The sequence below is a fragment of the Craterilacuibacter sp. RT1T genome, from assembly GCF_023502145.1.
GTDB lineage: Bacteria > Pseudomonadota > Gammaproteobacteria > Burkholderiales > Chromobacteriaceae > Craterilacuibacter.
The window spans coordinates 92,279-115,701 of record NZ_JAMFLI010000008.1 but is presented as its reverse complement, the minus strand read 5'-3'; the positions used below and the strand labels follow the sequence as shown (position 1 = coordinate 115,701).

Genomic DNA, 23,423 nt, shown 5'->3' with positions numbered 1-23,423 from the left:
GCATATCTACTTGTTATCACAAATGGATATTTTCACATAGTGTTTCTTGCCTAGCACGGATGTCGAGGGCACACTACAGTGCGTGCCGATGGGGCACGGCAGCCTTAAACCGTCGGCTGTACAAGATGGACGGTAGCCGGTGACTGCCCGGCGTGATTTACATGGGGTAATACCATGTCGCAGATGATTTATGGTGACGGCGCCATCCGCCGCACCGGCCTGTTCGGCTCTTCCATAGAAAACACTTACGCCGGCGTGCTGTCCTTTATGCGCCGCAACTACACGCGCGAGCTTGCCGGTGCCGATGTGGTGGTTTCCGGCGTACCGCTGGACCTGGCGGTCACCTTCCGCCCCGGCGCGCGTTTGGGGCCGGCGGCGGTGCGTGCCGCCAGCGTGCAACTGGCGGAACTCAAGCCCTTTCCCTGGGGTTTTGATCCGTTTGAAGATCTGGCCGTGATCGATTATGGCGACTGCTGGTTTGACGCGCATAACCCGCTGACCATCAAGGACGCGATTATTGCGCACGCGCGCACCATCCTCGCTTCTGGCGCCAAGATGCTGACTTTTGGCGGCGACCATTTCATTACTTATCCGCTGTTGATCGCGCACGCCGAAAAGTATGGCAAGCCCCTGAGCCTGATCCATTTCGATGCCCATTGCGACACCTGGGCCGACGATAGTCCGGACAGCCTCAATCACGGCACCATGTTCTACAAGGCGGTAAAAGACGGGCTGATTGATCCGAACACCTCGGTTCAGGTCGGCTTGCGTACCTGGAATGACGACTTTATGGGCATCCCGCGTATCGATGCGCCGACGGTGCACGAGATTGGCGCTGCCGAAACGCTGCGCCGCATTCAGGCCATCGTGGGTGACAACCCGACTTATCTGACCTTTGATATCGACTGTCTCGATCCAGCCTTTGCACCGGGTACCGGTACGCCGGTGCCGGGCGGGCTGACCAGCGCGCAGGCGCTGCAGATCGTGCGCGGTCTGGAGAGCGTGAATCTGGTGGGGATGGATGTGGTGGAAGTATCGCCGCCGTTTGACCAGAGCGAAATCACCGCCCTGGCTGCTGCACATATTGCGTGCGATCTGTTATGCGTGCTGCGCCAGCGCAAGGTGGCCGGCAAGCTGTAATTGATCGCTAAGTAAAAGGGCATCCGTTATGGATGCCCTTAGTTTTTTAACTGATCAGTGTGGCGCCGATCAGTAGCACGAGCAGCAGCGTCTCGCTCACCTCTATCCCCGCCCCCAGACAATCACCGCTCATTCCGCCCAGCTTATTTTTCAGATACGCCCACCAGAGCAGGCCCGCCAGCGGTGCCGCCAGCAAAGCGGGGGAGAGCCATGCCGACAGGCCGGCCAGCGCCGCCGCCGCCAGAAAAAACGAAGGCCAGTGGCTGCGCCAGGCAAAGCGCTCGCCACTGCCGGCGGCCAAGGGCGGCAGGGTGGCCGACCAGGCCACGGCAAACAGCCGCGCCCAGGCCGGCACCAGCAGCAGGGCGGCCCATAAGCCGGCTCTGGCGACCAGCATCAGCAGCACCAGTTTGGCGGCAAGCTGGCAGACCAGCACGATGACGCCGAAGCTGCCGACATGCGGGTCTTTCATCACTTCCATAAAGCGCTGCGGCGAGCTGTGTGCCGCCCCCAGCGCATCAGCCAGATCGGCCAGTCCGTCCAGATGCAGGCCGCCGGTCACCCATACCCATAGCAATAGTGCAGCCAGTGCCGCCAGCCAGGGCTCGATCTGGCCTAGCGCAAACAGCGGTAAGGCAATCAGCGCGCCGACCAGCAGGCCGACCACGGCAAACCAGCGCGCGGCATCGGCCAGCCATGCCGGATCGAAGTGCTTGAGTTGGGGGGTGGGCAGGCGGGTCAGAAACTGCACCGCCAGAATCAGGCTACGCATGGTGACTCCAGGCGGGTGAGATAGGCCGGATGGCCTGCGAGCAGGGAGAGCTGGGCGAAACCGCCGCGTGGTACCGAGATCAGCCGTGCGGCGCTAAACGGCAGGCCCAGCAATTCGGCCAGGAGCAGGGTAATCACGCCGCCATGGGTGATCAGTACGCGGTGATTGCCTGTGGCTTGTGTATTCCACTGCGCCAGCGCCGCCAAAATGCGCAGGCGAAAGCCGGCGTAGTCTTCGCCGCCGGGCGGACAGAGCTCGCCGGCGGCCAGGCGCAGGCCCCAGCCCGGCAGCTGCGCCTCTAGCCGAGCCGAGGGCTGGCCATCCCAGTCGCCGAAATCCAGTTCGGCAAAGCCGGGCGCAACATAAAGCGGCAAGGCGCAGGCGCTGGCCGATTCCAGCGCAAAACCGTGGCAGCGCTGCAGGGGCGAACTGGCCAGTGCGGTAACTGGTGCGCTGCGGCTTAAGCTGGCCCAGCTTGCGTGCAGCTGCTGCCAGCCTTGAGCCGTGAGCGCGAGATCGGTGCGGCCGATCAGGCGGCCGGCGTGATCGATCTCGCCGTGGCGCAGCAGCGTGAGCGTATAGGCACTCATGCCTTATCCGACACGCCGGCGCTGTCAAAGGTCGCCATCTCACCGTGCAGCAAAATGGCGGAGGCAATCAGCGGCAACACCAAAGCCGCGCCTGATCCTTCGCCCAGACGCAGGCGGAAATCGACCAGTGGGATCAGGCCAAGATGCTCCAGCGCAGCCAGATGGCCAGTTTCCTGCGAGCGGTGGCTGGCCATCAGCCACAGGATGCTGTCGGGCTCCAGTGCCTGTGCGACCAGCGCCGCCGCCGCAGCGATAAAACCGTCGACCAGGCTGGGTACGCCCAAACGTGCGCCCTCCAGATAGAAGCCGGCCATGGCTGCGATTTCCAGTCCGCCCACTTCGGCCAGTACCGCCTGCGCCTCGGCCTGCGGTGTCAGGCGCGCCAGTGCCGCCTCGACAACGCGCGTCTTGAGTTGAACGCCGGCATCGTCCACACCGGTGCCGCGCCCGACCACGGTTGCAGCCGGCAACGCGCAAAACCGGCAGATCAGCGCAGCAGAGGCGGTGGTGTTTCCTATGCCCATATCGCCGGCAATCAGCAGCGTGGCTCCCGCCGCTACGGCGCGGCGCGCGGCGGCACGACCGGCCTCTAGCGCGTCTTGCACCTGCCCGCGGCTCATGGCGGCTTGTCGCGCCAGATTGTGCGTGCCGGCCATCACCTTGGCGTTCACCACCTGCTCACCCAAGGGCGGCAAGGTGCTGGCTACGCCGACATCGACAACTTCCAGCCGCGCCTGATGCTGGCGCGCCAGTACGCAGATGGCAGCGCCACCGGCGGCAAAATTTTTCACCATCTCGGCGGTGACGGCTGACGGGTAAGCTGACACGCCTTCGGCCGTGACGCCATGATCGGCGGCAAACACGGTGATGGCCGCATGTGGCAGCTGCGGGATTTCACGTTGCTGCCAGGCTGCAAAACGGCAGGCAATGTCTTCCAGCATGCCCAGGCTGCCGGTGGGTTTGGTCAGCCGGTTCTGGCGGGATTGGGCGGCGAGCAGGGCGACATGGTCGGGGATGGGGAGCGAGGTCGGCATGATGGGCTTTTCGTATGGGGGCTATATGGTCAGGGAATATAAGGCAAGACGCAAATGGCGTGGAAGGAATCGGCTTACCCAGATATACTGCGCGCCGCAGGTTATGGGAAGCCGGTGTAAATCCGGCGCTGCCCCCGCAACGGTAAGGTTTCGTATCATTCATGGTGGATGATACGCAGGCTTCGCAACAGCCACTGTCGATATTCGGCGGGAAGGCGCGAAGCTGGTTTGGCCCAGCCCGGAGACCAGCCTGCACGGACGCCGCTGGAACTGGCGTCCTTAGCTGGAGTATCGCGGGGAGGCGATAACGACCATTGTCGTTTTTAAGGTGCGCGCCATGTGCGCATTTCTTCCTGCACTCCTTCTCGATTTTTATTTTGAGGGGTGCCGTTCATGTTTCACCAGAAATCCATCGCCGCGCTCGTTGCGCTTGCGTTGTCCCCGGCCGTTTTTGCCGCCGAGTCGCCTGTCCAAACCGAAGAAGTGGTGGTCACCGCCACCCGCACTGCTACGCCGGTGTCTAAAGTGCTGTCCGATGTTTCCGTAATTACGCGAGAAGAGATCGAAGAAACTGGTGCGACCCAGCTGACCGAACTGTTGGCGCGCCAGCCGGGGGTAGAGGTTGTAAGTAATGGCGGAATGGGTACGAGCTCTTCAGTCTTTATGCGTGGTGCCAATTCTAATCACACGCTGATTTTGGTGGATGGCATGCGTATTGTATCGGCCTCTGCTGGTACGACCGCCTTGCAGCAGATTCCACTGGAGTTGATTGACCGTGTTGAAATCTTGCGCGGGCCGGCATCCAGTCTTTACGGTGCCGATGCCATTGGCGGTGTGATCCAGATCTTTACCCGCAAGGGCGAGGGCGCACCGAAGTTCAATGCAAATTTGGGGTTTGGCGAACGTGGTACCACCATCGCGGGTCTAGGCATGAATGGCTCGGTGGGTGACACGGCTTTTGGTGTGAACCTGAGCCATCAGTCCACGCGTGGCTTCTCCGCACAGAATGCCCACTCTGATTCAGAGTGGGGTAAGCATAATCCGGATCGAGATGCTTATCGTGAAAATGCCTATTCAGCTTATTTGGCGCAAACTCTGGCTCCCGGGCATGTCTTGACCGCACGCGCATTCCAGACGTTCAGCAATGTCGAATACGATGTCAGCGAAGTCAATCAGGATGAGATTCGGGGGAAGCTGTCGGGCCAGAGCATAGAACTGCAAAATAAGCTGAACGATAACTGGAACAGCACTTTGCGTTTTGCCCGTACGCAGGATAAGCAGGAAGGCTTTGATGATGGGCTGATGGATGTACGCGCTAGTTTGTTTGAAACCACACAGGATGAATGGCTGTGGCAAAACGACGTGATGACCAAGCTGGGCTCCCTGCAATTGGGGTTGGTGCATACCGAGCAGAATGTAGATGGTGTTTCCACATACATGCCTAATGGTTTCACGGTAACGCGCCGCACGAATAAGGCCGCCTTTGCCGGCTATACCGGCGACTTTGGCCCCCATTTGTTGCAAGCCAGTTTACGTCACGATGATGACTCCCAGTTTGGAGGGAAAACGACAGGTCAGGCTTCTTATGGCTACCGTTTTGCCGATGGCTGGCTGGCACGTGCAGGTTATGGAACGGCCTTTAAAGCTCCGACTTTCAATAATTTGTACGGGTCTTACAAACCTAACCCTAATTTGGAGCCGGAAGAGGCTACCAATTATGAGGCAGGCCTGCGCTGGAGCTCTGCCCGCAGCCGCGCTGAGTTGACTTGGTTTCAGAACACTATTGATAACCTGATCATCTATCAGGGTGGGGGCAATAATATGGGCGCCGTCAATCGCGATGCCCGTATCGAGGGGGTAACGTTAGCCGGCGAGTCCAGTATGGGGGCACTGACCCTGTCCGGTTCAGCCACATGGCAGGATCCGGAAGATCGCAATACAGGCAAGCAGTTGATACGCCGTGCGCATGCTTTTGCCCAGCTGAATGCAGCTTATGACTGGGGTAACTGGATTGGTGGTGCCGAATATCATGTCACCGCTAGCCGCCCTGACTTCGATGCGGAATTGCCTGGTTATGCCAAGGTAAACCTGTATGCAGACGTTAAGCTCGCGCGTGACTGGACGGCAACCGCCCGTATCGAGAACGTGACTAACCGTGAGTACGAGAATGCTTACGGCTACAACACCGGCGGCCGTACCTGGTTTGTCGGCGTGCGCTACCAGCCGAAATAAGCCATGACCACGCATCTGATCTCGGGCGGTGCCCGTTCCGGCAAGAGCCGTTTTGCCGAAGCGCTGGCGCATGCGCATGTGGGGCCGGTGACGTATATCGCCACGGCTCAGGTGCGTGATGGCGAGTTTGGCCAAAGGGTGGCGCACCATCAGGCGCGCCGCCCGCCCGCTTGGGCCTTGCTTGAGAGCGGGCGCGATTTGGCAGCGGTGTTGCAAGCGGGTGCGTCAGCAGACGCCCTGCTGTTGGTCGACTGCCTCGGCATGTGGTTGATGCGCTTTTTCGGCGACGATGGCCTGCTGGATGAACCGGCTTTTGCCGCGGAGAAGGCGGCTTTGCTGGCCGCCTTGCCGGCCTTGCCCGGCACGGTATTGCTGGTGTCGAACGAGACCGGCTGGGGCGTGGTGGCGGCTGATGCGATGACACGGCGTTTTGTCGACGAGTTGGGGCGGCTGAATCAGGATGTGGCGGCGGTATGCGAGCGGGTGACGCTGGTAGCCTGCGGCTTGCCGCTGGTGCTGAAAACGCCATAAGGTAGGCCTGTGCAAGGGCAGTGTTTGACGGCCTTGCCGGGCTTGGCTATTCTCGCCGTCATGGAAACCGAATTCGAATCGCTGGAAGGCCGGGTTGCCGCGCTGATTGCACGCATCCACGAGCTGGATGGCCAGAATGAGCGCATGGCCAGCGTGCTGGCCGAAGTGCTGAAAGAAAATGCCGAACTCAAGTTCTGCGTCGAAGAGACGCGCTTGCGGGTCGAAGCCTTGATCGCACGCTTGCCGGGAGAAGCTGACGATGAGTAATCTGGTTCACGTCGACGTTAACCTGCTGGGCCGCCAGTTCGCGATTGCGACGCCGCCGGAGGAGCAGGAAACGCTGCAAGAAGCGGTGCGTCTGCTTAGCGGCAAGATTGATGCGATTCAGGGTGCCGGTCGCATTATGGATACCGACAAGATCGCCATTATGGCGGCACTGAATATCGCGCATGATCTTTTGAAGATAAAAGTCGGTGAGGGCTTGGAGATCGCGCAATTCCAACGTAAAATACGTTCCATGATTGAAGCGGCCGATACGGCGCTTGATCAGAGCCGGCCCAGCTAGTCAGGCCGGTCACTGCAAGGTTTAAATCCCCCTGCGGTGTGCGAGAAGGCTCACAAATTTCCTTGAACCAATGTGTTCGCTTTGGTTGCAGGTTTTTAACATGTGTGGGTGTGTCGCTCCGGCTTGCCGGAAGCGCCCGAAACACAAGACCCGTGACCCCCTTTGTTCAGGGTTCAAGCGGATTTTGCCGGATCGCCACTCGCGGGGGGTTCCTCTTCCAAGATGAATCTCCCCGTTGTCCACAATAAACAATTGCTCCGGCGTGAATTGCGCCGCCGGCGCATGGCCGTGTCGCGCGCCGAACGCGGGCGCGCGGCGCTTGCCGTTTTGCGCCATGCCTCGCGTCTGCTCGGGCGCGGCAAGCGCATCGGCGGCTATCTTGCCGCCGGCTCCGAACTCGATCTCGAACCCTTGATGAGTGCCGCGCTATTTCGCGGCGCCGCGCTGTTTTTGCCGCGCATTCCGCTGCGCGCGCGCCGTTTGTGGTTTTCCCGTGTCGGTGCGTCCGACCGCTGGGTGCAGCATCCGCGTTATCACATCACCGAATATGCCGGGCCCGAGTGCCGTGCCGAGCAGCTGGATATTCTGTTTATTCCCCTGCTGGGCATCGATGAGGCGGGTTTTCGCATCGGCCAGGGTGGCGGTTTTTATGATGCGACGCTGGCGTTTCGCCGCTTGCGCCCTGCGGCGCGTCCCTTGCTGGTCGGTGTGGCTTACGACTGCCAGCGCGTGGCTTGCGTGCCGCGCGAAGCATGGGATGTGAGGCTGGATGCGCTGGTGACCGAGTCCGGCTTGTACCGTATGACGGCACAGGGCTGGCGGCGCTGGTGTTAAAGTCTTATCTTGTCTTGACCATGGTGGGAGGAATTTGTTGATGACTCGTTATTTTCATGGCGTGCTGTGCACGCTGCTGATGAGCGCTTTGAGCGCCATGCCGGCACTGGCCGCCCCGCCCGAAGGCAAGGGCAAGCCGGACAAGCATCCGCATTCGTCCATGCACGGCAAGCCCAAGCATGAATCGGGCTACGATGGCGACAGCACGCGCGCGCTGGTGCGTGCCGGCATTACCGCCGCCGTGGTGCAGTCCATTATCCGCGAACGCCATATCGATCTTGGCAGTTATGCGGCCTTGCCGCCGGGCATACGCAAGAATCTGGCGCGCGGCAAACCACTGCCGCCGGGTATCGCGAAGCGGGGGGTGCCGCTGCCCCTGCTCGAAAGCCTGCCGCACTATCCCGGTTACGAGTGGACGGTAGCCGGGCGCGATCTGGTGCTGCTGGCGATCGGCAGCGCCATCGTGGCTGATATCCTGCGGGATGTGTTCTGACCGTCAACCCTGATTGCCTGAATGGTTCATCACCCGCACAATGCCGGCATATTGCCGGCTTTTTTTATGGAGTGCTGTGTGCAGGAACGTTACTGGTTGATGAAGTCGGAGCCGGATGACACGTCGATTGATGATCTGGCGCGCGAACCGCAGCGCGTATTCGCGTGGAGCGGGGTACGCAATTATCAGGCGCGGAATATGATGCGCGACGCGATGCAGATCGGCGATCAGGTACTGTTCTGGCATTCGAGTTGCCCGGCACCGGGCATTGCCGGTGTGGCCGAAGTGGTTTCGTCGGCTCATCCCGACGCCACGCAGTTTGATCCTGAATCGCCCTATTTCGATCCCAAATCCAGCGCCGATGCGCCGCGCTGGTGTTGTGTGGATGTGCGTTTTGTCGCCAAAACACCGTTACTGAGTCCTGCCGCCTTGCGCGCCATCCCTGGTCTTGAGGAGATGGTGGTGCTCAAACGCGGCAATCGTCTGTCCATTACCCCCGTCAGCCCGCAGCAGTGGGCCATTATCATGGAGCACCTGGGCTGATGCTGTCTTTATCGCTGTTTGCCGTTTTGCTGGGTTTCGGTGCCATTGCCGGTTTTCTGGCCGGCCTGTTGGGCGTGGGGGGGGGGCTGGTCATCGTGCCGGTGGTGGTGGGCGTGCTGTCGGCCGCGCATCTGGGCGGCGCGCATGTGCAGCATCTGGCGGTAGGCACGTCGTTGGCGGTGATGGTGTTTACCAGTATTTCCAGCGTGCGCGCCCATCAGCAAAGGGGCGCGGTGGACTGGGCTATCGTCAGGCGCATGGCGCCGGCCATGGTGTTGGGCACGCTGGCCGGCAGCCTGATTGCCGGCTGGATACCGGGGCGCGAGCTGCGCTGGTTTTTCGTGATTTACGCCTATGTAATCGGGCTGCAGATGTATCTCGGCGCCAAGCCGCCGGCCAGCCGCGCGCTGCCGGGTGTGGCCGGTCAATGGGGGGCAGGGGGCGTGATCGGCGTGATTTCAAGCTGGGTCGGCATAGGCGGCGGCTCGATGAGCGTACCGTTTATGAGCTGGTGCAATGTGCCGGTGCATACGGCGATAGGCACCAGCGCCGCACTGGGCTGGCCGATTGCCGTGTCCGGCGCTATCGGTTATCTGGCTAGCGGTTGGGGCCAGACCGGCTTGCCATGGGGCTCGCTCGGATTTATTTATCTGCCGGCCATGCTGACGCTGATGGTGATGACGGTCTTGCTGGCGCCGGTCGGCGCGCGTGCCGCCCATCGCCTGCCGGTGGCCAAACTGAAAAAGGCGTTCGCGCTGTTGATGGCGGTGATGGCGACCCAGATGCTGTGGACCTTGCTGCACTGAAAGGATGAGGATGAAAAACGCGCTGCTTCTATTGCTGGCCTGCTCATTGCCGGCTTGGGCTTATACCGATGAAGGCCGTCTGCCCTATACCGGCCAGGCTGGGCAGTTGCCGCTACAGGTGGTGACCGATTTTCTCGGTCACCGTCTGGGGCAGGAAGGACGCTTCGAGTATGCGACGCTGAAAATCGAGCAGCACAGCCGGCCCGAAGCCTTCGATCATGCCCGCATCAGCGTGGTGCGCGAGGGGTTGCTGGACGACAGCGTGCGCGGCAACCGCTGGCGTTTTGATGTGAATCGCGCCAGCGACGGGCGCTGGCGCATAGACAGCGTGCGGGAAGATTTTGCCTGCTATCGCGGCCGCGAAGGTTGGGGCGTGCGGCCTTGTCAGTAAATGGATGGGGCGGCGCACCGACTTGTCAGCGGGGCCTCGCCAAATAAAAGCCGCCTCCGGTTCGAGGCGGCTTTTATGCTTGTCCAGAGCGCTTATACGCGGAAATAGGCCACGCTGCTGCGCAACTGTTCGGCCAGCGTATGCATGCGCTGGACTTGCTTGACGGCAGACTGGGTCGTCTCGGCATTGGTGCCGGCCATTTGGGCGATCTGTTCTACATGATTGGCAATTTCCTGGCTGGCCATGCCCTGTTCGCGTAGTGCATGCGAAATATCCTCGACGGCAGCCACCACTTGGGCCGAGCTGTCACGGATCAGGCCGATGGCTTTGCCTCCCTCTTCCGCCAGTTCACGCCCCAGTTTCACCCGCTCGACCGCTTCATTCATACTGCCTTGCGAGGTATTCGAGCTGTGCCGGATCTCGTCTATCATGCCGGCAATTTCCTGGGTCGCCTGCGCGGTGCGCTCGGACAGTTTGCGCACCTCGTCGGCCACGACGGCAAAACCACGCCCGGCCTCACCGGCGCGTGCGGCCTCGATGGCCGCATTCAGTGCCAGCAGATTGGTCTGGTCGGCAATATCCTTGATCACCTGCATGATGTTGGCGATATTCTGCGTCTTGCCGACCAGTTCGGTGATGCTGCCGGCAGCCTGATCGACCATGCTGCCGATATGCGTCATTTCGGCAATGGCTTGCCCCAGTACTTCGCCGCCCTGACCGGATAGCTGATTGGAGCGGGTCGATATTTGCTGGGCGTCCTGTGCACTGTCCGAAATATGGCTGATGCTGACTGTCATCTCTTCGACCGAAGCGGCCATGGCGGTCGCCCCCTCGCTTTGCCGGCTCGAATTGTCGGCAACCTGATCGGCTCCACCCGCGACTTCGGTGCTTAATGTCCCCAGCTCACGGGCACTGGTGATGACTTCGCCTACCGTCTGCTGCAGTTGCTTTTGCATATGGGCAATGCTGGCCATCAGGCTGTGCGTGTCTCCCGGAGCGAGGGTGACGTTGACATCCAGCCGGCCTTCGGCAATCTGGTGCACGATATTGGCAGCGATTGCCGGGTCCGCGCCAAGTTGTGCCATGACCCCCTTGAGTAAACGCCAGCCCAGCAGCGAAACAATCGCGGCAATGAGCAAGATGATGCCGGCCATTTGCAGCAGCTTTTGTTGCAGGGTGATATGAATATCATCCAGATACAGGCCTGTACCTATCATCCAGCCCCAGTCCGGGCTGGCCTGCACATAACTGAGCTTGGCTTGCGGCTCGTCACTGCCGGGCTTGTCCCAATAGAACTCGGCCAGCCCGCCCCCTTTGGCCAGTACGCTATCAAACAAACGCCCCAGATCCTGACCGTCAGCCGTCATGACGCCGTGCATGTCCTTGCCGATGAGCTTTGGATTTACGCCGTGCGCAATCCAGTGCAGGGACTTGTCGCCGACGAAGAAATACTCCTTGCCGTCAAAGCGCAGGGCCGTCAGAGCCTGCTTGGCCAATTGCTGGGCTTGTTCTTGATTCAGCTCACCACGGCTGGCCCGCTGCTCATAGCTGTCTACCAGACTGATGGCATTCTCTACCTGGCCGCGAATCATCACGCCGCGGTCATCCATCATCTGTCGGTACTGGCTGAACAGCAGCATGGCGCCAAGCGCACAGACCAGCAGCACAATGCTGGCAATCATCACCAGCAATCTGATTTTTAAGGAGGTGACTTGCGGCATGAGGGATGTCCATTTACATGTTATGTCCTGAACATATCATGGCTGTTTGTCATGCCGACAGATCTAAATCAATAAACTCATATCTATATAAAAATAGCTATTTTAAAAATCATAATTATCAAGAAGATGGGGCATACCGCTTTCTCTCTGTACCGCTGCTTGTAGGGTTCACATCAGTTGAATGAACACACTGCTTATGAATTGGCATTCTCTTCATCTGCGCATTGCATGGCAGTGAAGTGTCGTTTACATGCAATGCCATGCTTATATCATGGTTGTTTGTATGCTTTTATGTGCTTAGTATGCGACTTTTAAATGCATTCCATGGTTAGTCATGAAGCTTAATCTTCCTGTCTCTGACGTCGAACATAAGCTCAACCCAAGATTTCCTATTGTCTCCAAGACGGATTTGAAGGGGCGGATCAGCTATGTGAACCCTGCCTTTATTGAAATTAGCGGATTTACTCAGGAAGAGTTGATCGGCCAGTCGCACAATATGGTTCGCCACCCAGATATGCCGCCAGAGGCATTTGCCGATATGTGGCAGACCCTGCAGGCAGATCTGCCATGGCGCGGTATTGTGAAAAACCGCTGCAAAAACGGGGACTTCTACTGGGTTGAGGCCTATGTGACGCCCTTGTTCGAAGCAGGGCAGAAGGTAGGTTATCGTTCGGTGCGCAATCTGCCGCAGTTGAATGAAGTTCGTCAGGCTGAGCAGCTTTACGCCGCGGTCAAAAGCAAACAGGCCGCTTTTCCCGTCACCCGCTACCGGACGCAAGCATCATTGCGGTTGCGGGGCGGGCTGTTGGCAGTGTTGCCAACACTGGCGGCACTGGGGGCAAGTCAGGCGGGGGCTGAGCTCTGGCTTGCCGGGCTGCTGGGCTTGGGGCTTGCGACCGGCCTTGGCGCATGGTGCTGGGCTGGCATTAGCGCGCCCGTGTTTACGCTACGCCATGCATTGCAGCAGTTGGGTGAGGGCAACTTCCGTTTTGATATCGATACGCGGACCAGTGGAGAGTTTTCTGCGTTGTTGATTGAAATGAAGTCGATGCAGGTGGGCTTGCGGGCGATCATTGCCGATGTTGTTTCTGGTGCTGAGCGCATGCGGGTGCGCTCAACCGAGGCGAATCAGGGGGTCGAAGAGGTCGTTGAGCGGGAGATGCGCCAGTCGGATGGGATTTCTTCTGTTGCGGCTGCGCTTGAGCAGTTGTCGGCATCGGTGCGCGAGATCCATGAGGCTACGGGTCGCAGTGCCGGTCATGCCGAGGAGACCAAGGCGCTGGTTGAGCGTGGCCAGCAGGCGATGCTGACGACGATGGCCGTGACGGAAGCCCTAGAGCCGAAAATGCAGACCACCCGGGGACTGATGAATCAGCTGGACGACGATGTCGCCGCCGTCGGCTTGATTACCCAGACGATCAAGGAAATTGCCGATCAGACCAATTTACTGGCACTGAATGCGGCGATTGAGGCGGCACGCGCCGGTGAGGCCGGGCGTGGTTTTGCCGTCGTGGCCGATGAAGTGCGCAAGCTGGCCGAGAGAACGGCACAGAGTACGCTGGAAATCGGGACCACGATAGACCGCATTATCCATCGAACAGGAGCCGCCTTGTCCGCAGTACAGGAAGCAACCATTGGTGTGAACGAGAGCAGCCTCCTGATTCGCGATAGCCGCAGCGTGTTCGAACAGATCCGCAGCTCGGCCGAGGTCGTCTCGGCAGCCGCGCGTGATGTGGCAGTCATGCTTGACCAGCAAGGGCAGGCTTCGAATGAGGTGGCGCGCAGTATGGAAGGGATCAGCGCTTCGTCAGAGAGTAATGCCCATAGCCTGAACAAGACCGGTGCGCTGGTGAGTGCGCTGGATGGGGATGCACAGGCGCTGCATGTTCTGGTCGGGCACTTCGAGCGTAGTCTCTGACTTTGTCCGGGTGTCAGCCGTTTCCGGGCTGTGCCTGCAGGGCCTGATACAGCGGCCAGCTGGCATCGGCAATGCGGTTGATGCTATCTTCGCGCAAGGCGTTGAGATCGACGCCTTGCGCGTGATTTAACCCGGCCCAGGTCAGAAGTGCATGGCCGGCGGCCGGGTGGTCGAACAGGCCGTGCAGATAGCTGCCCAGCACCTGGCCATCCTCCGAGATCGCGCCTTCAGCTTCTCCCTGTACGATAAAAGCCGGATGCGCCAGCGCAGGACCGCTGGAGCGGCCCATATGGATTTCGTAGCCGCTGACGGGCGCATCGGCAAAAGCACAATGGCCGCTGACGTTTTCCAGTCGCTTGTCGCCGGTTAGCCGCGTTTCCATCTCCAGCAGACCCAAGCCCGCGCTGCTGCCGGCTGGCCCCTCTTGCCCGTCCGGATCATGGATATGCCGGCCCAGCATCTGGTAGCCGCCGCAAATGCCGATCACCTTGCCGCCATAACGCAGATGGCGCTCGATGGCCGCATCCCAGCCATTTTCCCGCAGCCGCGCAAGGTCGGCACGGGTGTTCTTGCTGCCGGGCAGAATGATCAGATCGGCGCCGGGCAGGGCCTCGCCCTGGCGGGCAAATATAAGGTCGATATCCGGGTGGGCGCGCAGCGCATCAAAGTCGGTATGGTTGCTGATGCTGGGCAGCTGCGGAACCACTACGCGGAAGTGGCCGTGCTGCTGCGCGGTGTCTACCGCATCTTCGGCGTCCAGCGTCAGCCCTTGCAGATAGGGCAATACCGCCAGCACCGGCTTGCCGGTCTGCCGCTCCAGCCAGTCAAGACCGTCGCTTAGCATGCTCGCGTCGCCGCGAAAGCGGTTGATGACGAAGCCGATAATGCGCGCGCGCTCGCTGTCCGACAAACAGGCCAAGGTGCCGATCAGGTGGGCGAACACACCGCCCTTGTCGATGTCGGCCACCAGAATCACCGGGCAATCCACTGCTTCGGCAAAGCCCATATTGGCAATGTCGCGTGCGCGCAAATTGACTTCGGCCGGGCTGCCGGCGCCTTCGACCAACACCACCTGATACTGTGCGCGCAGGCGCTGGTAAGACGCCAGCACCGCAGCCATCGCGCGCGGTTTGTAGTGGTGGTAATCGCGGGCATGCATATCGGCGCGCACCTTGCCGTGAATGATGATTTGCGCACCGGTATGGCTGGAGGGTTTGAGCAGTACCGGGTTCATATCGCTATGGGCGGGGATGCCGGCGGCGATGGCTTGCAGCGCTTGGGCGCGGCCGATTTCACCACCGTCCGTGGTGACGGCGCTATTGAGTGCCATATTTTGCGGCTTGAACGGCACCACGCGCACGCCGTCGCGCGCCAGCAGGCGGCACAGGGCGGCCACGACGGTGCTTTTGCCGGCATCCGAGGTGCAGCCTTGCACCATCAGGGTATGGTAGGGGAAGGTCATGGTTGTTTCGCTTGGCGCGCCTGATCCAGTTTTTCACATAGCAAAGTGGCACCATCCAGAATGCGCGGGCCGGAGCGCGATAGCAGCGAGCTGTCCAGCGTATAGAGCTGCTGGTGGCGGGCCGCGTTCAGCGTGGGGTAGCGCTTCCACATCTCCAGCTCGGTGCTGCGCCTGTCGTCGCTGCCGGCGACGATCACATCCGGGTTGGCGGCCAGTACCGCCTCTACATTCACCGTCGGCGCGGTCAGCGGCAACTGGCCAAAGACATTGATGCCGCCGCACAGGCGGATGGCGTCGCTGGCGATATGGCTGTTGTTCAGCGTATACAGCGGCTTGTGCCACACCTGATAGAACACCTTAACCGGTTTTTGCTTGCCATAGCGCCGGCCTAGCGCATCCAGCCGCTGCTGGTAGCGCGTGGCGGCGGTGCTGGCGGCCGCTTCGCTGCCCAGCAGATGCCCCAGCCGCGTCAGCGAGCCCGGAATATCGGCCAGTTTTTTCGGTTCGCTGTAAAACAGCGGTATGCCGAGTTTTTTCAGCTGGGCCAGCTGGCGCTCGGCATTGCCGTGCAGCCACACCACCAGCAGATCGGGCTTGAGCGCGATGATGCGCTCCAGATCGAGCTGGCGGTTGTCGCCGATGCGCGGCAGCTTGAGCGCCGCCGGCGGGTAGTCGCTATACGAGACCGCCCCCACCATGCGCGCGCCGCCACCGGCGGCATAGATCAGCTCAGTTGCGTGTGGCGCCAGGCTGATCACCCGTTGTGCCGGGCGCGCGAGGGTCACGCTATGGCCGGCATCGTCTATCGCGCTGACGGCGGCATGGGCGGGCAGGGCGAGCAGCCCGGCAAGTAACAGCAGGATTTTCATGGTGTGTCCTTGCAATAGCTCGCCAGTGCACGCGTCAGCCGCTGCCAGGCGTCTTCGTGTGGCGGCAGGCCCAGACGAATGCCGCGGGCGGTCTGGGGAAACAGCCGTACCCAGATTTGCTGGCGTGCCATATGGGTGTGCCAGGCTTCGGCGTTGGGCGTTGGCCACCAGCGAAATAGCGCCGTGCCCTGGCTTTGAATACCGTAAGCGGCCAGCAACTGCTGCAGGCGCAATCCGTCCTGTTGCAGTTGTGTGCGCATCGCGGCCTGCCAGCCGCGGTCTTGCAGTGCCGCGCAGCCTATGGTTTGTGCCGGCCCGCTGACCGACCACGGGCCGATCAGGGTGGCCAGCCTGTCCAGCACGCCGCTTTCTGCGGCAACAAAACCCAGACGCAGGCCGGCGAGGCCGAAGAATTTGCCGACCGAGCGCAGCACGATCAGCCCGTGCTGGCCGCTGTGAGCGGCGACAGACAAGCTGGGCACCATATCGGCAAAGGCTTCATCCACGATCAGCCAGCCGCCGCGCGCGGCCAGGCATTCTGCCCAGCCCAATAGCCGCGCCGGTGCGATGTGTTCGCCGGTCGGGTTGTTGGGATTGCACACAATCAGCACATCACTTGCTGCAAGATGGGTGTCTAGCGCATCCCAGGCCACTTCCTGCACCGTATGGCCGGCTGCGCGCCAGTTGGCCGCATGTTCGGCATAAGTGGGCGAGGCGATGCTGACGCGACAGGGCGCGCGCAGGCGCGGCAAGGCCTGAATGGCCGCCTGGGTGCCGGCCACGGCCAGCATCTGCGGTGCGCCGTAGTAGGCGCAGGCCGCCTGAATCAGCGCCGGATCGTCTTCTGGCAGGCGCTGCCAGGCATCGGCCGGCAAGGATGGAACGGGATAGGCGTAAGGCGATAAACCTGCCGACAGATCCAGCCAGTTAGCGCCGCCGAAACGGGCTTTCGCCGCGTTGAGGTTGCCGCCATGTGTCAGACGGCTCATGGCCATAGCTCCGGTGTAGCCAGCGCGGCGATCAGGCTGAAGACGAGCAGCCAGAGCACGCTGCCCTTGGCGACCAGCGCCCAGGCGCGGGCCAGATCGGTGGCGCGGGCATGGCGTCCCTCGCCCAGCGGCGGGCGCATTTCGTCTTCGCCGTCATAGCGAGCCTTGCCGCCCAGCGTCAGGCCCAGCGCACCGGCACCGGCCGCCATCACCGGCCCGGCATTGGGGCTGGGCCAACCCGGTGCCTGGGTTTTCCAGCAGCGCAAGGCGCAGCGGGTATGACCAAGCAGGGCATAAGTCAGCGCGGTGAGACGCGCCGGGATAAAGCCCAGTACATCGTCCATGCGCGCCGCCGCCCAGCCGAAGGCGGCAAAGCGCGGCGTGCGGTAGCCCCACATGGCGTCCAGCGTATTGGCCAGCCGGAACAGCAAGGCGCCGGGGCCGCCGGCAATGGCAAACCAGAACAGGGTGCCGAATACCGCATCGCTGCCGTTTTCCAGCAGCGACTCGACCCCCGCCTTGGCCAGATCGCTTTCGCTGGCTTCTTGCGTGTCGCGGCTGACGATATAGGACGTCATGCGCCGCGCGCCGGCCAGATCGCCGCCATAAAGTGCCCGTGCAATCGGCGCGCTATGGTCGCGCAGGCTGCGCAGGCCCAGTGCGCCGTAGAGCAGCAGCGCGTGACCCAGCCATGCCCATGCACCCCAACGGGCATGGGCCAGTGCGAGCAGCCAGACGCCGAGCAGCAGCAGCGGCAGCACCGCCAACGCCCAGGCCAGCAGACCGCGGGCGCGGCATGCGCGGCCCTGATTCAGCCTGCGCTCCAGCGCCGCCGCCAGCCTGCCAAAGCCGGCCAGCGGGTGAAAGCGGCGCGGCTCGCCCAGCAGCAGGTCGAGCAGCAGGCCCAGTCCCATCAGGGCAGCCAACACCAGCAGCGGTACGCTCGTTACCATTCGATGGCCGCCTGCGCGCCTATGCCTGCCTGATAGGCATGTTTGATGGCCTGCATCTCGGTGACGGTGTCGGCCGCATCGATCAGCGCTTGTGGCGCGCCGCGCCCGGTAATGATCACATGCTGCATGGGCGGGCGTTTAGCCAGATCGGCCAGCACCGTTTCCAGCGGCAGATAGCCGTATTTGAGCGCGATGTTCAGCTCGTCCAGCACCACCAGGCCGATGGCCGGGTCGGCCAGAAAGTCGCGCACCAATGCCCATGCCGCCGTGGCTTTGGCGATATCGCGCTCGCGGTCCTGTGTCTCCCAGGTATAGCCCTCGCCCATGGCGTGAAAACGGACTTCATCGGGAAAACGGCGCAGGAAGCGCTCTTCGCCGGTGGACATGGCGCCCTTGATAAACTGCACCACGCCAACCTGCATTTCATGGCCCAGCGCCCGCATCACCATGCCGAAGGCGCTGGAGCTCTTGCCCTTGCCGTTGCCGGTGTTGACGATAAGCAGCCCCTTTTTGCCGTCGGCGGCCGCGATATGCTGGTCGATGATGGCTTTTTTGCGCTGCATGCGTGTCTGGTGGCGCTGATTAATGTCGTCTTGTTGCTGGGTCATGGTGTCAGCCTGGTTTGCGGGAGATAGAGGGTATGGCCATCATGCACGATAGCCTGCAACGGGTAGCCCAGACAGCGGCCAAGATCATCGGCCTGTAAGGCGCTGACCGGGCCGGCCTGCCAGTGGCCGTTTTCAAACAACAGCAGCGCGTGGCTGGCATGCTGCAAGGTCAGGTTGAGTTCGTGGCTGACCATAATCAGCGCCTTGCCCTGTTCGCGCGTCAGGCGCACAACCAGCTCCATCAGGCTGATCTGGTGTGCCAGATCCAGCGCGCTGGCCGGCTCGTCCAGCAGCATCAGCGGCGTGTCTTGTGCCAGCAAGGTGGCAATGGCCGCGCGCTGGCGCTCGCCGCCGGACAGGGTACGGATGTCGCGTGTGGCCAGGTGGCCGATATCCAGCGCAGACAAGGCATCGCGTGCCGCTTCGAGGTCGCTGGCCGACTCCCAGTAAGCATGCTGGTGCGGATGGCGCGCTGCCAGTACCGCATCCAACACACGGTAGCCGAAGGCATCGTTGCGCCCCTGTGGCAGATAGGACAGTGCGCGGGCACGTTCGCTGGCGGGCCAGTCGGTAAGGCGGCGTCCTTGCAGCAGGATTTCGCCGCCAGCCGGGCTTTGCAGTGCCGCCAGCGTGCGCAGCAAGGTGCTTTTACCGGCGCCATTGCGCCCGATAATGACCCAGCTTTGGCCGGCATCGACCTGCCAGTCCAGTTGTTTGAGCAGGCATAGCGGGCCGATTTGCAGGGCGAGCGCGCGGGTCGTCAGCATGTGCCGCTCCTGCGTACCTGGCGCAGCTGCAGCAAAAAGGCCGGCACGCCGATCAGGGCGGTAATCACGCCGACCGGCAACTGCTGGGGCGCAATCAGGGTGCGCGACAGGGTATCGGCCAGCACCAGCAGCAGGCCGCCGCTGATGGCGGCCGCCGGCAAGAGCAGGCGGTGGTCGGGGCCCAGCGCGAAACGGCAGGCATGCGGCACGATCAGGCCGAGAAAACCGATGCTGCCGGCACCGGTGACGGCGCTGGCGGTGAGCAGGGCAGCGAAGCCGAACAGGCCATAGCGCAGCCGGCTGACGCGGATGCCGAAGGTCGAGGCCATTTCGCCATGCAAGGCCAGAAGATTCATGCCGCGCGCGGCTTGAAGGCTGAAGGCCAGCGCAATGGCCAGTACCAGCCAGGGCAAGAGGCGCAATTCGCTGCCGGACAAGTCGCCGATCAGCCAGAACACCATGCCGCGCAAGCTGCTGTCCGGTGCGATGGACAGCATCAGCGTCACCAGCGCGCCGCAGCCGGACGCCAGAATCACCCCGGTGAGCAAGAGCAGGGGCGAGCCGCCGCCGCTACGCAACTCGTCGCGCGCCAGCAGCAGCAAGAGCAGGCTGATGGCGACGGCACCGGCGACGGCCGACATATCGACGAGCCAGATGCTTGCACCCAATAGCATGGCCAGCAGTGCGCCGGCAGAGGCGCCGCCGGACACGCCCAGGACATAAGGGTCGGCCAGCGGATTGCGCAGCAGTGCCTGCATCATCACCCCGGCCAGCGCTAGCGAAGCGCCGGTCACCCAGGCCACCAGCGCGCGCTGCAGGCGCAATTCAAGCAAGGTGGCGGCCAGCGTGCTGTTCTGGCCGCTGATCAGGGCCGATAGCCCTTGCCATAATTCGCTGCCGTTTAGCGCGACCGAGCCTGTGGTGGCGGACGCAAGCAAGCTGGCCAGCGATAGCGCAGCCAGTAGCAGCAAAACAAGATGGGCGCGGCGGGCAGTCAGCGGCATGGCTGGCTGTTCACGCGGAAAAAAGAAGTCATGCCGTGCTTCCCGGGCCAGAGCGTTAAAACGCACCGGTGTAAAGATTCAGGGAAGCACGGCAATACATAAGGTATCGAGGCTGAAGACAGGCCGCCCACCGCAGCACTTCCCCTTGCGTAGCCGCATGCGGCCGTTTTGCTGGTTCGGTGTCCGGGCTCTCATCCGCGCCACATCCCCTTCCCGTGAATCGTTCACCGTGGGTTTTGATGTGGCGTGCCAAGGCGCAAAGCCTTGGCCGGATGCCTACCGTTGCGGGGGCAGCACAGCTAGGGAGGTATTCCCTGCTGTTTCCCGATGGGCTCTCACGCGGGAGAGCGCCAGCAAAGAGCCGCGATTTTAGCATGCGGATGGCCGGATCGTAGCAGCTTGTTGCCGGATAGCATGCCTTGGCCGTATGCACCCCATGACACCATCGCTATAATGATCCGATTCTGTATTTCCTCCTTTCATATCAGCGATCGCCATGCAAGAACACTACAGCCCACGCGAGCTTGAAGCCGCCGCACAAGAAAACTGGAAAGCGAGCCACGCTTTCCGTGCCACCGAAGACAGCTCGCGTCCCAAGTATTACGCGCTGTCGATGTTCCCGTATCCGTCGGGCAAGCTGCACATGGGTCATGTGCGCAACTACACCATCACCGACGCCCTGGCGCGCTTTATGCGCTTCAAGGGTTACAACGTATTGCAGCCTATGGGCTGGGACGCTTTCGGCCTGCCGGCCGAAAATGCCGCGATGAAGAGCGGCGGCGCGCCGGCGGCCTGGACCTACGCCAATATCGACTATATGAAGACCCAGCTCGACAGCCTGGGCTTTGCCATCGATTGGGAGCGCGAGCTGGCCACCTGCAAGCCGGACTACTACCGCTGGGAACAGTGGCTGTTCACCCGCCTGTTTGACAAGGGTGTGATCTACAAGAAAAACGGCGTGGTCAACTGGGACCCGGTCGACCAAACGGTGCTGGCCAACGAGCAGGTGATCGACGGGCGCGGCTGGCGCTCGGATGCGCTGGTGGAAAAGCGCGAGATCCCGATGTACTACTTCGGCATCACCCAGTACGCGGAAGAGCTGCTGGCGGATCTAGATACGCTGGATGGCTGGCCGGAACAGGTCAAGACCATGCAGCGCAACTGGATAGGCAAGAGCTTCGGCGCCGATATCGAGTTTGCCTACGACGAAACCTCGATCGGTCACGCCGGCAAGCTCAAGGTCTATACCACCCGTCCGGACACGCTGATGGGCGCAACCTATGTCGCCGTTGCTGCCGAACACCCGCTGGCGACACAGGCTGCGGCCGGTGACGCAGAAATGCAGGGCTTTATCGCCGAATGCAAGGCCGGCTCGGTGGCCGAAGCCGATATGGCGACCATGGAAAAGAAGGGCATGGACACCGGCTTGTTCGTGCTGCACCCGCTGACCGGCGCGAAGCTGCCGGTATGGGTCGCCAACTATGTGCTGATGGGCTACGGCGAAGGCGCGGTGATGGCAGTGCCGGCACACGACGAGCGCGACTTCGCTTTTGCCAATAAGTACGCGCTGCCTATCGTGCAGGTGTATGCCCCCAAGGACGGTGACAACGATTTCGATGCAAGCGTATGGAAAGACTGGTACGCCGCCAAGGATGGCTCGCTGGCCACGCTGAACAGCGGCGCATTCGACGGCAAGGATTTCCAGGCGGCTTTCGATGCCATCGTGTCGGCTTTGGAAGCCAAGGCTGCCGGCAGCAAAAAAACCCAGTACCGCCTGCGCGACTGGGGCATCAGCCGCCAACGTTACTGGGGCTGCCCGATTCCTATCATCCATTGCCCGTGCTGCGGCGATGTGCCGGTGCCGGAAAAAGACCTGCCGGTGGTCTTGCCGGAGAATGTGATCCCGGATGGTGCCGGCAGCCCGCTGGCCAAAATGCCGGAATTCTACGAAACCAGCTGCCCTAAGTGCGGCGGTGCGGCCAAGCGCGAAACCGACACCATGGACACCTTTGTCGAGTCCAGTTGGTACTACGCACGCTACGCCAGCCCGCATTGCGACAGCGCCATGGTGGACAAGAAGGCCGCCGACTACTGGCTGCAGGTCGATCAGTATGTGGGCGGTATCGAACACGCCATCCTGCACCTATTGTACGCGCGCTTCTTCCATAAGCTGATGCGCGACGAGGGCCTGGTGTCGTCCAGCGAGCCGTTCAAGAGCCTGCTGACCCAGGGCATGGTGATCTGCGAAACCTTCTACCGCGAGCTGCCTAACGGTTCCAAAGACTGGATCGCCCCGGCCGATGTGGTGCTGGAGCGCGATGGCAAGGGCAAGATTGTGGCGGCCAAGCACCGCGTCGATGGCCAGCCGGTGGTGGTCGGTGGCGTCGAAAAGATGTCCAAGTCGAAAAACAACGGCGTCGACCCGCAGGCCTTTATCGAACAGTACGGTGCCGATACCGCGCGTCTGTTTATGATGTTTGCCGCCCCGCCAGACCAGAGTCTGGAATGGTCGGATGCCGGCGTAGAAGGCGCGTTCCGCTTCCTTAAGCGTCTGTGGCGCGTGAGCGGCGAGCATGTTGCCGCCGGTGTGACCGACAAGTATGTGGCGGGCGAGTTGTCCGCCAACCTGAAAGAGTTGCGCTACAAGCTGCACGCTACCATCCAGAAAGTGGCCGACGACTACGGCCGCCGCCAGCAGTTCAATACCGCGATTGCTGCGGTGATGGAACTGCTGAACACCTACGACAAGACCGATTGCAGCGATGCCGCCGGCCGTGCCGTGGCGCAGGAAGTGCTGGAAGCGGCGGTGATTCTGCTGGCACCTATCGTGCCGCATATCTGTGAAGCCTTGTGGGTTGAACTCAAGCCGGGCACCGCTTTGCTGGATCAGGCTTGGCCGGAGGTTGACGCCGCTGCGCTGGTGAAGAGCGAGATCGAATTGATGGTGCAGGTGTGTGGCAAGCTGCGCGGTAGCGTGGTGGTGGCCGCCGATGCCGGCCGCGATGCGATCGAAGCGGCGGCACTGGCGCATGAGAATGTGCAGAAGTTTATGGAAGGCAAGCCGGCGAAGAAGGTGATTGTGGTGCCGGGCCGTCTGGTAAACATTGTCGTTTAACGACAAGCCAATAGAGAAGCCGGGGCAACCCGGTTTTTTTCGGGCAATGCCCGGCAGCATGCTGCCGCGGCATGGCTTTTTGATCA

23 protein-coding genes, 1 other RNA gene and 2 riboswitches are annotated in these 23,423 nt (G+C 61.6%); of the genes, 13 read left to right on the top strand and 11 right to left on the bottom strand.

Features of this window, described 5'->3' with window-relative positions; all coding sequences use genetic code 11:
- Positions 1–174 precede the first annotated feature (174 nt).
- The gene (speB, locus tag M3P88_RS12560; RefSeq protein WP_249616354.1) at positions 175–1,140 is read left to right on the top strand and encodes an agmatinase; all 966 of its coding nucleotides are present in this window, start codon (positions 175–177) and stop codon (positions 1,138–1,140) included.
- Between the two features lie 46 nt (positions 1,141–1,186).
- Here the strand turns inward: speB and cobS are convergent, their stop codons facing one another.
- Genes cobS through cobT form a run of 3 tightly spaced genes read right to left on the bottom strand, consistent with a single transcriptional unit; the run spans position 1,187 to position 3,536 of the window.
- The gene (gene cobS, locus M3P88_RS12555) at positions 1,187–1,912 is read right to left on the bottom strand and encodes an adenosylcobinamide-GDP ribazoletransferase (protein ID WP_249616353.1); all 726 of its coding nucleotides are present in this window, start codon (positions 1,910–1,912) and stop codon (positions 1,187–1,189) included.
- A complete protein-coding gene (locus tag M3P88_RS12550) occupies positions 1,900–2,502 on the bottom strand; it encodes a histidine phosphatase family protein (RefSeq protein WP_249616352.1) in 603 nt (200 codons plus the stop codon). The genes cobS and M3P88_RS12550 overlap by 13 nt, the downstream gene beginning before the upstream one ends.
- On the bottom strand, positions 2,499–3,536 hold the full coding sequence (gene cobT / locus M3P88_RS12545; protein WP_249616351.1) for a nicotinate-nucleotide--dimethylbenzimidazole phosphoribosyltransferase: 1,038 nt from the start codon (positions 3,534–3,536) through the stop codon (positions 2,499–2,501). The genes M3P88_RS12550 and cobT overlap by 4 nt, the downstream gene beginning before the upstream one ends.
- Positions 3,537–3,617: 81 nt before the next feature.
- Positions 3,618–3,805, top strand: a riboswitch (cobalamin riboswitch).
- Positions 3,806–3,929: 124 nt separating this feature from the next.
- On the opposite strand from cobT, the gene M3P88_RS12540 reads away from it, so the two are divergent.
- The 10 genes from M3P88_RS12540 to M3P88_RS12495 all read left to right on the top strand — a co-directional run bounded on the left by M3P88_RS12540 (position 3,930) and on the right by M3P88_RS12495 (position 9,931).
- Positions 3,930–5,768 (top strand): TonB-dependent receptor domain-containing protein, encoded by a 1,839-nt coding sequence (locus tag M3P88_RS12540; RefSeq protein ID WP_249616350.1) that lies wholly within the window; start codon positions 3,930–3,932, stop codon positions 5,766–5,768.
- A 3-nt stretch (positions 5,769–5,771) separates the two neighbouring features.
- Entirely contained in the window at positions 5,772–6,299 is a 528-nt protein-coding gene (gene cobU / locus M3P88_RS12535) for a bifunctional adenosylcobinamide kinase/adenosylcobinamide-phosphate guanylyltransferase (protein WP_249616349.1), read from the top strand.
- 24 nt (positions 6,300–6,323) lie between these two features.
- Entirely contained in the window at positions 6,324–6,566 is a 243-nt protein-coding gene (locus M3P88_RS12530; protein WP_235930066.1) for a hypothetical protein, read from the top strand.
- The gene (locus M3P88_RS12525) at positions 6,559–6,864 is read left to right on the top strand and encodes a cell division protein ZapA (protein WP_124734841.1); all 306 of its coding nucleotides are present in this window, start codon (positions 6,559–6,561) and stop codon (positions 6,862–6,864) included. Before M3P88_RS12530 ends, M3P88_RS12525 begins: the two co-directional genes overlap by 8 nt.
- 25 nt (positions 6,865–6,889) lie before the next feature.
- Positions 6,890–7,076, top strand: a non-coding RNA gene (gene ssrS, locus M3P88_RS12520) — 6S RNA.
- A 10-nt stretch (positions 7,077–7,086) separates the two neighbouring features.
- Positions 7,087–7,698, top strand: a complete 612-nt coding sequence (locus tag M3P88_RS12515) for a 5-formyltetrahydrofolate cyclo-ligase (protein WP_249616348.1) — start codon at positions 7,087–7,089, stop codon at positions 7,696–7,698.
- Positions 7,699–7,738: 40 nt separating this feature from the next.
- The gene (locus M3P88_RS12510) at positions 7,739–8,191 is read left to right on the top strand and encodes an anti-virulence regulator CigR family protein (RefSeq protein ID WP_249616347.1); all 453 of its coding nucleotides are present in this window, start codon (positions 7,739–7,741) and stop codon (positions 8,189–8,191) included.
- 78 nt (positions 8,192–8,269) lie between these two features.
- Positions 8,270–8,734: an EVE domain-containing protein gene (locus tag M3P88_RS12505; protein WP_249616346.1), complete on the top strand. Its 465-nt coding sequence runs from the start codon at positions 8,270–8,272 to the stop codon at positions 8,732–8,734.
- On the top strand, positions 8,734–9,540 hold the full coding sequence (locus M3P88_RS12500) for a sulfite exporter TauE/SafE family protein (protein WP_249616345.1): 807 nt from the start codon (positions 8,734–8,736) through the stop codon (positions 9,538–9,540). The genes M3P88_RS12505 and M3P88_RS12500 overlap by 1 nt, the downstream gene beginning before the upstream one ends.
- Before the next feature lie 10 nt (positions 9,541–9,550).
- Positions 9,551–9,931 (top strand): hypothetical protein, encoded by a 381-nt coding sequence (locus tag M3P88_RS12495; protein ID WP_249616344.1) that lies wholly within the window; start codon positions 9,551–9,553, stop codon positions 9,929–9,931.
- Between the two features lie 92 nt (positions 9,932–10,023).
- Here the strand turns inward: M3P88_RS12495 and M3P88_RS12490 are convergent, their stop codons facing one another.
- On the bottom strand, positions 10,024–11,652 hold the full coding sequence (locus tag M3P88_RS12490) for a methyl-accepting chemotaxis protein (RefSeq protein WP_249616343.1): 1,629 nt from the start codon (positions 11,650–11,652) through the stop codon (positions 10,024–10,026).
- Between the two features lie 334 nt (positions 11,653–11,986).
- Here M3P88_RS12490 and M3P88_RS12485 point away from each other — a divergent pair, with 334 nt between their 5' ends.
- Positions 11,987–13,570, top strand: a complete 1,584-nt coding sequence (locus M3P88_RS12485; RefSeq protein ID WP_283773199.1) for a methyl-accepting chemotaxis protein — start codon at positions 11,987–11,989, stop codon at positions 13,568–13,570.
- 13 nt (positions 13,571–13,583) lie between these two features.
- Here the strand turns inward: M3P88_RS12485 and M3P88_RS12480 are convergent, their stop codons facing one another.
- The 7 genes from M3P88_RS12480 to M3P88_RS12450 are packed head-to-tail and all read right to left on the bottom strand — an operon-like array spanning position 13,584 to position 20,222.
- Entirely contained in the window at positions 13,584–15,032 is a 1,449-nt protein-coding gene (locus M3P88_RS12480) for a cobyric acid synthase (RefSeq protein WP_249616341.1), read from the bottom strand.
- Entirely contained in the window at positions 15,029–15,901 is an 873-nt protein-coding gene (locus M3P88_RS12475; protein WP_249616340.1) for a cobalamin-binding protein, read from the bottom strand. The genes M3P88_RS12480 and M3P88_RS12475 overlap by 4 nt, the downstream gene beginning before the upstream one ends.
- Positions 15,898–16,890 (bottom strand): threonine-phosphate decarboxylase CobD, encoded by a 993-nt coding sequence (gene cobD / locus M3P88_RS12470; protein WP_249616339.1) that lies wholly within the window; start codon positions 16,888–16,890, stop codon positions 15,898–15,900. Before cobD ends, M3P88_RS12475 begins: the two co-directional genes overlap by 4 nt.
- On the bottom strand, positions 16,887–17,843 hold the full coding sequence (gene cbiB / locus M3P88_RS12465) for an adenosylcobinamide-phosphate synthase CbiB (protein ID WP_249616338.1): 957 nt from the start codon (positions 17,841–17,843) through the stop codon (positions 16,887–16,889). The genes cobD and cbiB overlap by 4 nt, the downstream gene beginning before the upstream one ends.
- Entirely contained in the window at positions 17,837–18,451 is a 615-nt protein-coding gene (gene cobO / locus M3P88_RS12460; protein WP_249616337.1) for a cob(I)yrinic acid a,c-diamide adenosyltransferase, read from the bottom strand. Before cobO ends, cbiB begins: the two co-directional genes overlap by 7 nt.
- Positions 18,448–19,218: an ABC transporter ATP-binding protein gene (locus M3P88_RS12455; RefSeq protein WP_249616336.1), complete on the bottom strand. Its 771-nt coding sequence runs from the start codon at positions 19,216–19,218 to the stop codon at positions 18,448–18,450. Before M3P88_RS12455 ends, cobO begins: the two co-directional genes overlap by 4 nt.
- A complete protein-coding gene (locus tag M3P88_RS12450) occupies positions 19,212–20,222 on the bottom strand; it encodes a FecCD family ABC transporter permease (protein ID WP_249616335.1) in 1,011 nt (336 codons plus the stop codon). The genes M3P88_RS12455 and M3P88_RS12450 overlap by 7 nt, the downstream gene beginning before the upstream one ends.
- 156 nt (positions 20,223–20,378) lie before the next feature.
- A riboswitch (cobalamin riboswitch) is annotated at positions 20,379–20,592 on the bottom strand.
- Between the two features lie 126 nt (positions 20,593–20,718).
- Here M3P88_RS12450 and leuS point away from each other — a divergent pair.
- Positions 20,719–23,337, top strand: a complete 2,619-nt coding sequence (gene leuS / locus M3P88_RS12445) for a leucine--tRNA ligase (protein ID WP_249616334.1) — start codon at positions 20,719–20,721, stop codon at positions 23,335–23,337.
- The last annotated feature ends 86 nt before the right edge of the window (positions 23,338–23,423 follow it).

What these genes read in the sequence shown, in the direction of transcription:
- M3P88_RS12455 (WP_249616336.1), bottom strand. Translation starts at nt 19,218, where the DNA reads ATGCTGACGACCCGCGCGCTCGCCCTGCAAATCGGCCCGCTATGCCTG.
- cobD (WP_249616339.1), bottom strand. Translation starts at nt 16,890, where the DNA reads ATGAGCCGTCTGACACATGGCGGCAACCTCAACGCGGCGAAAGCCCGT.
- leuS (WP_249616334.1), top strand. Translation starts at nt 20,719, where the DNA reads ATGCAAGAACACTACAGCCCACGCGAGCTTGAAGCCGCCGCACAAGAA.
- M3P88_RS12510 (WP_249616347.1), top strand. Translation starts at nt 7,739, where the DNA reads ATGACTCGTTATTTTCATGGCGTGCTGTGCACGCTGCTGATGAGCGCT.
- M3P88_RS12525 (WP_124734841.1), top strand. Translation starts at nt 6,559, where the DNA reads ATGAGTAATCTGGTTCACGTCGACGTTAACCTGCTGGGCCGCCAGTTC.
- cobS (WP_249616353.1), bottom strand. Translation starts at nt 1,912, where the DNA reads ATGCGTAGCCTGATTCTGGCGGTGCAGTTTCTGACCCGCCTGCCCACC.
- cobO (WP_249616337.1), bottom strand. Translation starts at nt 18,451, where the DNA reads ATGACCCAGCAACAAGACGACATTAATCAGCGCCACCAGACACGCATG.
- cobU (WP_249616349.1), top strand. Translation starts at nt 5,772, where the DNA reads ATGACCACGCATCTGATCTCGGGCGGTGCCCGTTCCGGCAAGAGCCGT.
- M3P88_RS12540 (WP_249616350.1), top strand. Translation starts at nt 3,930, where the DNA reads ATGTTTCACCAGAAATCCATCGCCGCGCTCGTTGCGCTTGCGTTGTCC.
- M3P88_RS12500 (WP_249616345.1), top strand. Translation starts at nt 8,734, where the DNA reads ATGCTGTCTTTATCGCTGTTTGCCGTTTTGCTGGGTTTCGGTGCCATT.
- M3P88_RS12480 (WP_249616341.1), bottom strand. Translation starts at nt 15,032, where the DNA reads ATGACCTTCCCCTACCATACCCTGATGGTGCAAGGCTGCACCTCGGAT.
- cobT (WP_249616351.1), bottom strand. Translation starts at nt 3,536, where the DNA reads ATGCCGACCTCGCTCCCCATCCCCGACCATGTCGCCCTGCTCGCCGCC.
- M3P88_RS12550 (WP_249616352.1), bottom strand. Translation starts at nt 2,502, where the DNA reads ATGAGTGCCTATACGCTCACGCTGCTGCGCCACGGCGAGATCGATCAC.
- M3P88_RS12515 (WP_249616348.1), top strand. Translation starts at nt 7,087, where the DNA reads ATGAATCTCCCCGTTGTCCACAATAAACAATTGCTCCGGCGTGAATTG.
- M3P88_RS12450 (WP_249616335.1), bottom strand. Translation starts at nt 20,222, where the DNA reads ATGCCGCTGACTGCCCGCCGCGCCCATCTTGTTTTGCTGCTACTGGCT.
- M3P88_RS12490 (WP_249616343.1), bottom strand. Translation starts at nt 11,652, where the DNA reads ATGCCGCAAGTCACCTCCTTAAAAATCAGATTGCTGGTGATGATTGCC.
- cbiB (WP_249616338.1), bottom strand. Translation starts at nt 17,843, where the DNA reads ATGGTAACGAGCGTACCGCTGCTGGTGTTGGCTGCCCTGATGGGACTG.
- M3P88_RS12475 (WP_249616340.1), bottom strand. Translation starts at nt 15,901, where the DNA reads ATGAAAATCCTGCTGTTACTTGCCGGGCTGCTCGCCCTGCCCGCCCAT.
- M3P88_RS12495 (WP_249616344.1), top strand. Translation starts at nt 9,551, where the DNA reads ATGAAAAACGCGCTGCTTCTATTGCTGGCCTGCTCATTGCCGGCTTGG.
- M3P88_RS12485 (WP_283773199.1), top strand. Translation starts at nt 11,987, where the DNA reads ATGAAGCTTAATCTTCCTGTCTCTGACGTCGAACATAAGCTCAACCCA.
- speB (WP_249616354.1), top strand. Translation starts at nt 175, where the DNA reads ATGTCGCAGATGATTTATGGTGACGGCGCCATCCGCCGCACCGGCCTG.